Raw genomic sequence first — 13,872 nt, forward strand, 5'->3', positions numbered from 1 at the left:
GTGCAAAGGATTAATGTCGTATATTTAGTTTGTTAAGGGTATAAAAGGTATCTTAATGTACATGATATTTTACCACCTGTGGATTGTGGTGGTAACTCGACGGTCAGTTTATGTGCATTTATGCTTTAGTAATAAGCTTTACAATTTCATGATCACAGTGTCGAAGACTTGATGACGTGTTTTAGTCGTTAATATGACACGTTAAGGATGACAATTCATGCTAAAAACAAAAATTATTAAACCTACAGCCAGTGCGTATGAATATCCTTTATTAATTAAACAGATTTTATTATCTGGTCCACGTTATGAGCCTCAGCAGGAAATAGTTTATCGTGACCTTTTTCGTTATACCTATGGTGAACTTTATGAGCGTGTCTGCCGTTTAGCGAATGCTTTAACGAAAGCGGGTGTAAAGCCTGGAGATACTGTTGCGGTTTTAGAGTGGGATTCGCATCGTTATCTTGAGTGTATGCTGGCTATTCCTATGCTAGGTGCGATTATCCATACGGTGAATATCCGCTTATCGCCAGAGCAAATTTTATACACAATGAACCATGCTGATGATAAGTTAGTGTTAGTCCATTCTGACTTTGTACCACTAATGGCACAAATCAAAGATCAATTAAATACTGTGGAAGGATACTGGCTATTAACGGATAACCCATCTGATGATATGCCAAGCAATTTATCTTGCCAAGGAGAGTATGAGGCGCTAATAGCTGAAAGTGCAACAACGTATGACTTTCCTGACTTTGATGAAAACTCAGTTGCTACTACTTTTTACACGACAGGTACCACAGGAAATCCTAAAGGAGTTTATTTTACCCATCGACAAATAGTGTTGCATACATTAGTGATTTCTTTATCGTTAGGTGGTTTAGCTGGTCAGCCATTGATGAACTCTGGTGACACTTACATGCCAATAACGCCAATGTTTCATGTGCATGCATGGGGAGTGCCTTATGCAGCAACAATGATGGGTGCTAAACAGGTTTATCCTGGGCGTTATGAACCTGATTTGCTGGTTAAATTACAGCAAAAAGAAAAAGTTAGTTTTTCTCATTGTGTGCCCACTATCGTCAATATGTTATTAAGCTCAGAGGCTGCAAAACAGGCAGACTTATCAGGTTGGCGTATTTTAATTGGTGGTTCAGCTTTAAATAAAGGATTAGCGGTTGCTGCCAGAGAAAAAGGCGTTATTCTAACAGGGGCTTATGGTTTATCTGAAACATGCCCACTGCTATCTGTGGCTTATCTGAATGAAAAACTTAGAGATTTATCCGAGGATGAGCAAATCGATTTTCGAATTAAGACAGGAATAGCCGCACCTTTAGTTGACTTGGCGATTATTGATGAAGAAGGGAAGCATTTAGCTCAAGACGGCCAACAGGTTGGTGAAATTGTTTGTCGAGCACCCTGGCTCACTCAAGGCTATTTAAAAGAAGAAAAAGGCAGTGAAGAATTATGGCGTGATGGTTGGCTTCATACAGGTGATGTGGCGACCATTGATACTCTTGGCTTTATTCAAATTACCGACCGCATTAAAGATGTTATAAAAACAGGTGGTGAATGGATTTCTTCACTTACCTTGGAAAACCTAATCAGCCAACATCCAGGCGTATCTGAGGTGGCTGTAATCGGGGTGCCTCACCCTGAGTGGGGGGAAAGACCTTGTGCTTTAGTGGTATTAAAAGATAAACAAATTCAGGACAAAGACATACAAGTACATCTACAGCAGTTTGTGGCACAAGGAAAAATCCATAAATGGGCTATTCCAGAAGTCATCGAGTTTGTTGATAGTATCCCTAAAACCAGTGTCGGAAAAATTGATAAGAAAAAAATACGTGCAGAAAAAGTACACTAAACGTTGTCTTTCATTCTTCGGCTCAATAGCACAAGGAGTGTGCTATGCACTTAGAGTACAAAGTAGCTGTTTTTGATGAGACGCCAGCAACACAGTGGGCGGGGAGAATAGGGCGTTTTTTTCGTGTGATTAAGCTTAACTCAATCGCAGAAATGCAACCGGCCGCAAGCGATGAGTCTGTTAAGCTAATTGTTATTTTCCCCATTGAGTCGATGGCAACTGCGTTATCTATGTGTCAGCATTTATATGAAAATGGCTTAACTGAGGGGACTTCCATTGTATTAGTCGCTTACGAAAAAGACCTTGAATTTCGGATGCACGCTTATGAAATGGGATGTAATGATGTTATTCATGTTGCGATGGGGGACACTGAGCTTCATGCCAGGCTCACCAAAGAAATTTATCATACGATAGCGAATCAGCAGCTGAAAAAGCGGCTGAAACTTTCATTAAGACAACAGTTAACCTGTATCGATAACTTACCTCAAGGCGTGTCTTATGACTTTGTTCAAGACTGTTTTAGTAGTGAAAACCTTGATCAGTTAGGACAATGTATACTCACACAGCTAGAGAGTTTTGACATTGCCGCGAGTGTTCAATTACGTGCCCAGTTTGGAAAAAAAACCATGGAAGCTCATGGTATGACCAAAGCATTTGAAACAAACTTATTGGATAAGTTACATAAGGAAGGTGCGTGGCATGTATTTGGTAAGCGTTGTGTGTTTAACAGTGAGCGTGTATCTCTCTTGCTAAAAAAATTACCTGACTTTTCTGGGAAGGAGGTTGACGTTTTTAAACAATGGTTAAGTGTTCACGTTGCTATTGTGGAACAGAAAATTTTGCAACTGGACATGGGAGCAGCATTACAGGCTGAGCGTGCATTTATGAATATTTTCATTGCGAGAGTGCAACGTTTTATTCAAAAAGTGGAAGATGGCTATCAAGCTTCTCTAAGAGAGGTTGCAGACTTATTTGATAACCTCTCATCACAACTGGGTGATGTAGCACCTGACAAACCATATCCGACAACGCCAGAAAAAATAGATCAAGTATGGGCTGAGACTAATAAACAGCTGCAAAATGTCTTTCAACAAAGTATATACATAGAAAATGAGTTCGAGCGTTTAGTTTATAAGTTGAATTCTGTTATTAATGGGCAAGAGTACGAAGGGCGTGCTAATTTACTGAAAGATATTATTGATACTGAATTGAAACACCAAAGTAATTAAATATAAATTTTGCAATTAGACACATATAACTAATAAAAAGTGATAGTTAATGATCTTAAAGTGGCTTGTGAAGGGTATAGAAAACCAAGAGTATTTAATTAGGTGGGGGAAATAATGAGGCAGTTACAGGGATTGGTTCGAGTAGGGGGTACCATTATTTTTTTGGGAATAGGTCTTGTTGGATGTCAAAAGCTTGTTGATGGTGATTGGTTTAAAGAACCATTAACCAATCAAAATACTATGAATAAGACCGATCAGTCTTATTCTACAAATTCTACCTTCTATATTGATCGTCAAGAAGAGTCTTTTCGTCAGGCATTAGGTAAGACAAAGGTAAGTGTTACACGTGATTTAGACCATTTAATGTTAGTGATGCCCGAGGATGCCAGTTTTGCAGTTAACTCAGCACATATTCGAGAAGAATTTGGTAAAGTGTTGGATGCAATCGTGGTCGTTTTAGCGGAGTTTAACCAAAATACGGTTGAAATTATTGGGCATACAGATAATACGGGAGATTATCAATTTAACCAACGGCTATCTCGAGAAAGAGCAAGAGAAGTAGCATACCATCTAACTCAGCGGGGTATAAGTACATCTCGTGTGACGTTTTATGGTATGGGGCCAGACAATCCGGTTGCCAGTAATGATACATTATCTGGTCGTATGATGAATCGACGAGTTGAAATTAATATTAAGCCTCCTTCGCCTTGAATACTGTTTAGCTGCCTACATGGCAGCTAAATTCATACCCCAAGTGTGTGACTTTTAATACTTAGTATGTGTGTTTCGATGATATTGATGATGAAGATTCGTCAGCAGCTGATCTTTCTTTTGCCAAAGCTCACTGACCCATAACTGGAATTGCTCCCGAAACTCTTGATCGTTGGTATAGTCTTTATTTTTAAATTCGGTAGGAATTTCAATTTGTTCAATCTTGATGACTACATTGCGAAACTTACCACATAAGAAGTCCCAGTATGAACGGTACTTTGATGGGTAATAAATCGTAATATTGAGCATACTTTTTAGTTGATCACCCATTGCGCCGAGTACAAAGCCAATCCCCCCCGCTTTGGGTTTTAGTAGAAACTGATAAGGTGATTGTTGGTCTCGATGTTTCTGTGGTGTAAAGCGAGTACCTTCTAAAAAATTAAAAATAGCAACAGGTGTATTGCGGAATTTTTTGCAGGCTTTTCTAGTTGTTTCTAAGTCTTTGCCTTTTTTTTCGGGGTGTTTGTTTAGGTAATCCTTGCTATAGCGTTTCATAAAAGGAAAGTCTAAAGCCCACCAACATAATCCAATAAAAGGTACCCATATCAACTCTTGTTTAAGAAAAAACTTAAGCATAGGAATACGACGGTTAAGTGTATGTTGTAATATTGTAATATCCGCCCAAGATTGGTGATTGCTTGTCACTAAATACCAGCTATCCTTTTGTAGTTGCTCAAGCCCCTCAATATGCCACTTGGGTTTTTGGGTGAGATGAATCCAACCGCTGTTCAGTGTCATCCATAGTTCGGCAATTCGAATAGATATTTGGGTACACCATGCTCTCCAGCGTTGGATTGGCACAATCAGTTTTAGTAGAGTGATAAAAAATAATGGCCAACATAAGGTCAGCGTATTAAGCACCAGCAGTAATCCTGCCAAGCAACCCCGAACTGTCGATGGTAAAAAATACAGCATGTGTTTTTCGTCTCTTTTTACTTATGGTTTCCTTCGCGATGAGTTCTTAGTGTTTGTTATTGGCTTGATCCAAAGCCATGACGGAGCGTTATCACTAAAAACAGCTACGCTTTATTTATTGATGAATTTTAATAAAAATGCAACATAAGGGCGATAAGTAACGCGGAGTTTGACAGGTTTAGGGTAGGATTTCACTCTGTTTGCGCTAATGTAGTGAATAAGGAGAGGGCGATTAAAGTGAGAAAAATTAAGATGAGAGCGTATTAAGACGCGTATGCCTTAATTAGGCATACGCTGTAAGCCGTCTAATTGTTTTCTGCTTTTCTCGCTGCGGCTTCACGCTGGACTTGTTCAGCTTGAATAGCCGTCAAAGCGATAGTAAAGACAATATCATCAACCAGGGCGCCACGAGATAAATCGTTTACAGGTTTGTTTAACCCCTGAAGCATTGGGCCAACACTGATAACATCTGCACTACGTTGCACAGCTTTATAAGTGGTATTCCCAGTATTAAGATCGGGGAAGATAAAGACGGTTGCTTTACCTGCCACAGGGCTATTAGGGGCTTTCTTGCTGGCAACACTCTCGATGGCGGCAGCGTCATACTGTAAGGGACCATCAATCAACAGGTTAGGACGTTTATTACGCGCTATCTCTGTCGCTTTTCTTACTTTTTCAACTTCACTACCAGACCCTGAAGAGCCTGTGCTGTAGCTGATCATCGCAACTTTTGGCTCAATACCAAACACTTTGGCTGACTCAGCACTTTGAATAGCAATGTCGGCCAGGTCTTCAGCGGTAGGTTCTGGGTTTACCGCACAGTCACCATACACAAGGACTTGATCAGGTAGAAGCATGAAGAAAACAGAAGATACTAACTTGGCATCAGGCTTGGTTTTAACTAGCTGGAAAGCTGGGCGAATGGTATTCGCGGTTGTATGTACAGCACCTGAAACTAATCCATCGACTTCATCCATGGCCAGCATCATTGTGCCCAATACAACATTATCTTCCAGTTGAGCCTCAGCCATAGGTGCATTCAGGCCTTTATGTTTACGTAGCTCAACCATGGGTTGTATATAGCGCCCTCTGACTGCTTCGGGATCCATAATAATCACTGTTTCAGGCAGCTCAACACCATGATTAGCCGCAACCTGATAGATTTCTTCCCGGTTACCCAAAAGAATACATTGTGCAATACCACGGTCATGGCAAATTGCAGCTGCTTGAATTGTTCTGGGTTCATTACCTTCTGGCAAAACAACTCTTTTCTTCGCTTCATTCGCACGTTTTGTGAGCTGATAACGAAATGCTGCTGGAGACATACGCGTTTCAATAGCGGTACCACAACGTTCTTTCAGCCACTCTGCATTTAGGTGATCAGCGACGAAATTCATGACCTGTTCCATACGGTCATAATCATCAAGCGGTACTTCCGTGTTCATTTGTGTCAGTGCTGCTGCAGTATTGAATGAGTCTAAACCAGTCAGCAGTACAGGTAATCCACTCTCTTGAATCGCTTTTTTACACAGCTCAAAAATCCGTGGATCAGGTTCAATACCATTAGTGAGCATGAGTCCTGCAAGGGGAACACCATTCGATGCCGCCATGCTTGACGCTAAAATCACATCATCCCGATCGCCAGGGGTAATAATCAACTTACCTGGTTTAAGATGGTGACTCATATTGGCAGCAGTACGTGCGCATAGAACTTTTGAAGTAACACGTCGTGACGTAATATCACCTTCGTAGATAATCTTAGTATCCAGTAATTCGGCAATATCTTTGGTGCGAGGGGAAGATAATGCTTCATCCCAAGGAACTGCGCCAATAGGTGCAAAATCTTTGCGGCTAAAGGCAGCAAGTTTTCGTAGCTCTATAGGTTTACCAGGGCAGATTTTCTTGTAGTCAGTGTTAGGCACTTTGTTAAGGATGTAGCCTAATAGTTTGCTGTTACCAATGCCGCCATAATTTTCAGCCGCGATCTCTAATCGATTTGCGGTTTCTTCCAAGGTGCTTTCATTACATGAGCCAACAAGAATGACTTCAGCGCCAATCGCTTTGGCTATTTCCCGATTTAAATGAGTTACATAAGGAGCACTTCGAGTAGGAACTAGACCTTCTATGACCACTACATCAGCATCTTTAGCGCTTTGGTCAAAAAGCTCAATGATGCGATCCATCAATTTATCTTTTTGGTTGTCGCCCAACATATCTTCCACTTCACTCAAAGAGATCGGTGTGGGTGGGTTAAGCCCCATATGTTGCTGAATAATATGTGTTGAGCGCTCTGGACCCCGGTCAGAGATGTGAAGCTGACCAATGGGCTTAAAAAAATGAACGCGAAGGCCGACATTATCAAAGGCTCGAACCAACCCCATCGATACTGATGTCAGTCCAACTCCGGCATTTGTGGGTGCAAGAAAAAAAGTATGCATACAGTTAATCCTTCTACAGCAACTGTATATAACCTCAGCAAACCCATGTGGAGCATAGCAAAGACAAGCGTGCGGCTATCATGGGTTTACTTTTGGTTATATCTTCAAATTAACAGCCTGCAAGTTGAGCTGCGTCACGAGCAATCATGAGTTCTTCGTTGGTATTGATGATCATAGCCACAGGGCTATCAGCAGTAGTAATAATGCCGTTGTTGTTTTTACCATTGTTAGCATTGGCATCAGCATCAAGTTGAAAACCGAAAATACGTAGCTGTTGGAGAACCTTAGCACGTATTACTCGAGAGTTTTCGCCAATGCCACCAGTGAAAATGAGCGCATCAATACGATCCAAAGCACTGGCAAGACCACTCAATGATTTAGCTAATACATAGCTGAATACATCGATTGCCAGCGTTGCTTGTTCGTGGCCTTGTTCCATAGCTTCTTCAAGTGTGCGACAGTCATTACTTAGTTCAGAAAGACCTAATAAACCACTTTCTTTGTTAAGCAGTGTGGTAATACGGTCAATATCATAGCCAAGCTGTTTATGCAGGAAGTTGAAAATATTGGCATCAATATTTCCACAGCGAGTACCCATGACTAGTCCTTCCAATGGTGTTAAGCCCATTGTTGTATCTACAGACTGACCATGATAAATGGCTGCAGCACTACATCCATTCCCCAAGTGAGCACACAAAATGTTGCTTTCATTTACTGGGATATTAAGGCGCTGACAGGCATCTCCAGTGACAAAGCGGTAACTGGTACCATGTGCACCATAACGGCGTACATGGTGATCACGATAAAGCGCGTGAGGAATAGCATAAAGGTAAGCCTTAGGTGGCATTGTTTGGTGAAATGAAGTGTCAAATACAGCAGCTTGAGGCAAGTTAGGAAAATACTTTTGAGTAATGCGAATACCCAGTAAATGTGCAGGGTTATGTAATGGGGCAAGACCTATACAGTCTTCTATGGCTTGAACTACGTCATCATTAATCAGGATAGATGATTTAAAGAGTTCGCCACCATGAACAACACGATGACCAATGGCTGCAAGTGTATCAGTCAGTTGTTGCTCTTCCAGTAAGTGTAAGATTTTCTGGAAGACGATGTCGTGGTCAGCACTGGGCATGTCATAAATGGTTTTTTCACCATCTTGCTTCCAAATAATGCGTGCTTCAGGTTGGCTTAACCGTTCTGCGAGACCACTAACATATTCATGTTCATTTTGGGGATTGATGACTGCAAACTTTATCGAGGAACTGCCTGAATTAATGACAAGAATATTTTGCTTACTCATAGTTACCTTCACAACTGCTAAAGCTAGAGTTTGACAGGCCTTACACACTAATTATGTCGTCTATGCCTGCGGTGCCAGAGGCCGAGGGCTGTAGGGGACGATCATTCACACGAGTCCGGAAATATACCGGTGTGCTGTCTTAAAAGCGTGGTGTCAGACGCTGCTGTTTGATCACCCGTATCATTCTGTCCCAAGTCAGTATAGTGCTGAAAATGGTTTAATGACGTGTGATTATGGACTTGTAGCGATTATGCAGGGAAGTGTAACCGGAAAAATAGTGCAGGGTATACGTAAAGCTACGGAAAAACACGTATTAATTGATCTGAGTGGGAGGTTGGTGAATAGATTGAAATAGCTGTATGTTTTGGAAAATGATTCATTTGCTTTATAGGCTTTTCGTACATACGAATTTGTTAAAGTTACTACAATTAGCCAGTAATTTCGTATGGTTTTAAGTGCGGGTTATATAAAAAAGGTTGTCAGAGTTATGTAGCTAAACTGCTTTTACTACATCCTCAGTATAAGCAGGATGGTGGTGGTGAATACGTAGGTTACACTGCTTTGATATGGCTTTATGGTTTCACTGCTGAATGCTCATTCTTATCAGTAAGCGTCTGCTGTTTAATGATAGGTTCTAGAACAGGCCATACATTATTTAAAATAAGAGGCTGGGCGGTTTGGTTCGGATGTAAGCCATCAGCTTGGATATAGTCTGGATTGCCAGCAACACCTTTAAGGAAGAAAGGCATGAGTGGTATGTTTTCTTCTTGACTAATCGTCGTATAAAGCTCGTTAAAAGCATCTGTATAGCGTTTGCCATAATTGGGTGGAATATGCATTGTAAATAGTATAGGTAAGGCATTTTGCTGTTTACATAGCTGGATCATTTTTCGAAGATTTTGCTCAAGTAGTTTTAAGGGAAGACCTTGTAGCCCATCGTTTGCACCAAGTTCAATCAGTACAATAGAAGGAGTGTATTTATTGAGTGCTGTGGGTAAACGACGCAAGGCACCTGCAGAGGTTTCCCCGCTTATGCTGATATTAACGATGGATAAAGGGATACTTTCCTCCTTGAGCCGTTTAGCCAACTGATTGACCCAGCCAACAGATGGATCAATACCATAACCAGCACTCAGACTATCACCCACGACTAAAAGGGTTTTCGCGAATACATTTTGCGTTAAGCTGAATGTCAATATCATCAGAATAACTCGAACTGTTTGTTGCCAATACGAAAGAAGGATTTCCATGTCGATACCCAGTGCTGTAGCGGCGAAAAATATCGGAAAACATGTCACAACTCCCGATGGAGTGCTCACTATATTGGAGGGGATTAGCTTTGAGATCAAGCAGGGGGAATCGGTTGCTGTGGTAGGTGCTTCTGGTTCTGGGAAGTCTACCCTGTTAGGGCTGTTAGCGGGCTTGGATACTCCTAGCGAAGGGGAGGTCATGTTAAATGGAAAGGTCATTAGTATCCTTGGCGAAGATGAAAGAGCCAAACTGCGAGGCGAAAAAGTTGGCTTTGTCTTTCAGGCATTTCACTTAATTCCTGCATTAACGGCACTCGAAAATGTCATGTTGCCACTGGAGCTTGCAGGACATGACTCTCCAGAAGCTGAAGCCAAGTCACTCATGGCGCGAGTAGGGCTAGCGCACCGTTTGCAACATTATCCAAAACAACTTTCTGGTGGTGAGCAGCAACGAGTTGCTATTGCCCGCGCCTTTGTCTGTCGCCCTCCTATTTTATTTGCGGATGAGCCAACAGGTAATTTAGACACTCATACGGGTGAACGTATTATTGAGTTACTGTTTCAGCTTAACGAGGAAGAAAATACGACACTTATTCTGGTTACCCATGACATGCAATTAGCCAATGCTTGTCAACGGCAACTTCATATTGATGCTGGACAGTTGGTAACAATCTTATGAAACAAGTGCAGCTAAGTTTTCGCCTGTTGTTACGTGATATTCGTTCAGGAGAACTCAATGTCATTATTGCTGCATTATTGGTGGCTATTGCCACAGTGGTTGCAATCAACAGCATTACAGGGCGTTTGGAAAAAGTAATGAGCCGGCAGGCAACAGAGCTATTGGGGGCTGACTTAGTATTACGTAGTGCCTATCCTGCGAAAGACTCATTATTGGCTTTAGCAAAGGATTTGCCGCTAAAGCGAACAGAGACCGTCACCTTTCCAAGTGTTGTTGTCGTTAATGATAATTTCCAGCTGGCTGCCGTTAAGGCGGTGAGTGAGGGGTACCCTCTGCGTGGTGAGTTAAGGATCGGTCAACAGGTTTATGGTCCCGGTAAAAAGACGCAAACCATTCCCGCAGAGGGTGAAGTGTGGCTAGAGCCTCGATTGTTTGGGTTACTCAATATTACGCTTGGCGATACGTTAACGATTGGTGATGCAAGCTTTAAAGTGACACAAGTGCTCACTTATGAGTCAGATAGAAGTGGTGACTTTTACACGCTTTCACCTCGGGTCCTTTTTAATCTCAAGTCTTTACCTGCAACCAAGGTGATCCAGCCAGGTAGCCGGGTAGCTTACTTTTACTTATTTAGCGGCCTGCCCGAGTATATCGAGCAACTGAAAGAACGACTTACACCCCAGTTACAAGCCAGTCAGCGCTTGTTAGATGTAAAAGCCAGTCGACCAGGTTTAAGGAATGCCTTGGAACGAGCAGAACGTTATTTGAGATTGGCAGGTTTGATTGCATTAGCACTGGCTGGAGTGGCGATTGCGGTTGGTGTGCAGCGTTATGCACAGCGTCACTTTGATGCCGTTGCGATTATGCGAGCCTTGGGCTACACCCAGGCTGCCGTGTTGCAATTGCACATGCTACAGCTGGTGTTCTTAGTTTGTGGGGCGTGGCTTATTGGCTCAATTTTAGGGCTAGCGATTCATCAAGGAGTTATTTTAATTCTGGGGGAACTTTTACCCCCCTCTCTTCCACCCGTTGGTTGGCAGCCATGGGGTATTGGCTTGCTAGCTGGGTTGGGCGTCATGCTTGGTTTTGCATTGCCTAGCATGTTACAGCTTAGGCAAGTTCCTCCTCTACGTGTACTGCGTAGAGATCTATTACCACCATCAATCTGCAGCCAGTTGTGGTACAGCGTTGCTCTGATCACATTGGGATTGTTGATGTGGTGGATTACTCAGGACTGGGTTTTAGCCGTTGCGGTGCTACTGGGTATGTTAGGTTCTGGGTTTGTATTAAGCATGTTGCTGCTAGCGGTGATCAGGCTTTTGCTACAGCGCTTACAACAGCAGAAATTACCTCTTTTGTTGCGTTTTGCAAGTCGTCGTCTATTACGTCATCTTCGGTTTGTGGTGGGGCAAGTCCTTGCACTTGGTTTAACACTGATGGTAATGGCATTAATCTTTTTATTGCGGACGGACCTGCTGAGTGATTGGCAGAAACAACTACCTGTCGAAACACCGAATTATTTTGCTTTGAATATCATGTCTGATCAGGTTCCTGAGCTTTTGCAGCAACTAACGCAGGGGCAAATCAACCGTTCAGCGGTCTACCCGATCATTCGTGGCAGGCTACAAGCGTTAAATGAAGTGCCTATCAAGCAGGCTGTGACTAAAGATGCCCAAGATAATAATGCCCTTCGACGAGAACTTAATTTCACTTGGTCAGATGAGTTGCCTGATGATAATAAACTGGTTGCAGGACAGTGGTGGTCCAAGGAGGCTAGTGCCGCAGAGGTATCGATAGAGTCGCAATTGGCTAAAAAACTGGGCATCACACTGGGTGATCAATTGGTGTTCAATATCACGGGGCAAACATTTACGGTAAAAGTGACCAGTATTCGTGAAGTAACCTGGGAGTCATTTAAGCCAAATTTTTACTTTATATTTCCTAAAAAAGTGTTGGATGAATATGCGGCAACTAATTTATTAAGTTTTTATCTTCCTCCAGGGCAGGAGCACTTTATTATTGATTTAATTAAGCGTTTTCCCAGTGTGACGCTATTGGATATTGATTTAGTTATACGACAGGTTCGACAGATCTTGGCGCAAGTTACTTTAGCCATTGAGTGTGTGCTTGGATTTGTGCTCGCGGCTGCATTGGCTGTATTGGCGGCGGCTATTGCCTCAAGTCGCGATGAGCGGCTTCAAGAAGCCGTCATTTTGAGAGCGCTAGGTGCTGGAACAGTTCGCATCCGACGAACCATTATTGCTGAGTTTGCTTTATTGGGTGCATTGGCAGGTGTACTTGCAGTCGTTGGACTTGAGTTAATTACCTGGTTTTTATATCAACAGGTATTTAATCTGGAGTTTAGTTTTCATGTAGTGTACTGGTTTATATTACCCATTAGTGGAACATGTTTGATAGGAGCTATAGGCTGGTTAACAACCCGCCAGGTAACCACCGTTTCGCCCATGAAACTGTTAACAAATAGTGGTTAGTTTTGTTGTTAAAGGGATTAATGATTGTGATAAAGCGCTATTCGATAATTGTCATGTGTAGTGCCTATCATTGCTCCAAGTCAGGTACAAAAACCGTTATAAAAAATAATACAGATGATAAGAGCGGGACTAAAAAAATAACGCTATACCACCCGTAACAAGCTTATTAAGTAAGCCTCACTGGTCGAAGTGAATTGCTGTCAAGCGCTTGTCAGTAAATACTGGTATTTAGCGGGGGAAACTGTAGAAAAGAATGATTTTTTTGAACTACATGGATCGTGTTTTTAGTGCTATAGATTAAGCAAATGTAAGGGAGAGTTTGGCGATGGTACTTAATCATGTTTGGGGGCTTTTTACACATCCCCGCGAAGAGTGGGTGGATATTCGCAAAGAAACGCTGGTCAATAAAAACCGCTATTTATCTCATGTTTTAATCCTGGCGGCTGTACCTGCCATTAGTTCTTATATTGGCGCTACATGGACTGGGTGGTCTGTAGGTCAACTGGATGCGGCCAAACTGACAGCCACAAGTGCCTTAACTATGTCCCTCCTGTCTTATTTAGCGATTATTTTTGCTGTGTTTATAATGGGAGGCTTCATCCATTGGATGGCCAAAACCTACGGAACTAACCCTAGCTTACTAAAGTGTATTATTTTTACAGCTTATGTTGGTACGCCACTGTATTTGGTAGGTATTGTCGGTATTTATCCATCTATTCCAATCACAATGACTGCAATTATATTAGCTATCGGGTATACGGCTTATTTGTTGTATATTGGAATCCCTCGGGTAATGGAAATACCGCCTGAGCGAGGTTTTTTATTCTCTACGTCAGTGGTGTGTGTCGGCCTTGTTTTATTAGTATCAATGAAAGTAGTGACCGCAATTTTTTGGGGAATCGGTATCGGTCCCGTTTATAGTTTTTAATACGAC

At 42.1% G+C, this 13,872-nt stretch carries 10 protein-coding genes; 6 read left to right on the forward strand and 4 right to left on the reverse strand.

Going from position 1 to position 13,872, the window contains the following annotated elements:
• The first annotated feature begins 217 nt into the window (after positions 1–217).
• From ACQ96U_RS11035 to ACQ96U_RS11045, 3 genes are all read left to right on the forward strand, one after another.
• The gene (locus ACQ96U_RS11035; protein WP_431721304.1) at positions 218–1,864 is read left to right on the forward strand and encodes a fatty acid--CoA ligase; all 1,647 of its coding nucleotides are present in this window, start codon (positions 218–220) and stop codon (positions 1,862–1,864) included.
• Positions 1,865–1,908: 44 nt separating this feature from the next.
• Positions 1,909–3,093, forward strand: a complete 1,185-nt coding sequence (locus ACQ96U_RS11040; protein ID WP_431721305.1) for a hypothetical protein — start codon at positions 1,909–1,911, stop codon at positions 3,091–3,093.
• Positions 3,094–3,207: 114 nt separating this feature from the next.
• Positions 3,208–3,804: an OmpA family protein gene (locus ACQ96U_RS11045; protein ID WP_431721306.1), complete on the forward strand. Its 597-nt coding sequence runs from the start codon at positions 3,208–3,210 to the stop codon at positions 3,802–3,804.
• 54 nt (positions 3,805–3,858) lie between these two features.
• Here the strand turns inward: ACQ96U_RS11045 and ACQ96U_RS11050 are convergent, their stop codons facing one another.
• The 4 genes from ACQ96U_RS11050 to ACQ96U_RS11065 all read right to left on the reverse strand — a co-directional run bounded on the left by ACQ96U_RS11050 (position 3,859) and on the right by ACQ96U_RS11065 (position 9,767).
• Positions 3,859–4,779 carry an acyltransferase gene (locus tag ACQ96U_RS11050; RefSeq protein ID WP_431721307.1) on the reverse strand — a complete coding sequence of 307 codons (921 nt, stop codon included), beginning with the start codon at positions 4,777–4,779 and terminating at the stop codon, positions 3,859–3,861.
• A gap of 305 nt (positions 4,780–5,084) precedes the next feature.
• On the reverse strand, positions 5,085–7,217 hold the full coding sequence (gene pta, locus ACQ96U_RS11055) for a phosphate acetyltransferase (protein WP_431721308.1): 2,133 nt from the start codon (positions 7,215–7,217) through the stop codon (positions 5,085–5,087).
• A 109-nt stretch (positions 7,218–7,326) separates the two neighbouring features.
• Positions 7,327–8,517 carry an acetate kinase gene (locus tag ACQ96U_RS11060; RefSeq protein ID WP_431721309.1) on the reverse strand — a complete coding sequence of 397 codons (1,191 nt, stop codon included), beginning with the start codon at positions 8,515–8,517 and terminating at the stop codon, positions 7,327–7,329.
• 572 nt (positions 8,518–9,089) lie between these two features.
• Positions 9,090–9,767 (reverse strand): arylesterase, encoded by a 678-nt coding sequence (locus ACQ96U_RS11065; protein ID WP_431721310.1) that lies wholly within the window; start codon positions 9,765–9,767, stop codon positions 9,090–9,092.
• Here ACQ96U_RS11065 and ACQ96U_RS11070 point away from each other — a divergent pair.
• The 3 genes from ACQ96U_RS11070 (at position 9,766) to ACQ96U_RS11080 (ending at position 13,866) form a co-directional block, all read left to right on the forward strand.
• Entirely contained in the window at positions 9,766–10,446 is a 681-nt protein-coding gene (locus tag ACQ96U_RS11070; RefSeq protein ID WP_431721311.1) for an ABC transporter ATP-binding protein, read from the forward strand. The genes ACQ96U_RS11065 and ACQ96U_RS11070 overlap by 2 nt on opposite strands.
• Entirely contained in the window at positions 10,443–12,938 is a 2,496-nt protein-coding gene (locus tag ACQ96U_RS11075; protein ID WP_431721312.1) for an ABC transporter permease, read from the forward strand. The genes ACQ96U_RS11070 and ACQ96U_RS11075 overlap by 4 nt, the downstream gene beginning before the upstream one ends.
• 325 nt (positions 12,939–13,263) lie before the next feature.
• Positions 13,264–13,866, forward strand: a complete 603-nt coding sequence (locus tag ACQ96U_RS11080) for a Yip1 family protein (RefSeq protein ID WP_431721313.1) — start codon at positions 13,264–13,266, stop codon at positions 13,864–13,866.
• Positions 13,867–13,872: the final 6 nt, after the last annotated feature.

The organism is Zooshikella sp. RANM57 (assembly GCF_050749885.1).
Classification (GTDB): domain Bacteria; phylum Pseudomonadota; class Gammaproteobacteria; order Pseudomonadales; family Zooshikellaceae; genus Zooshikella.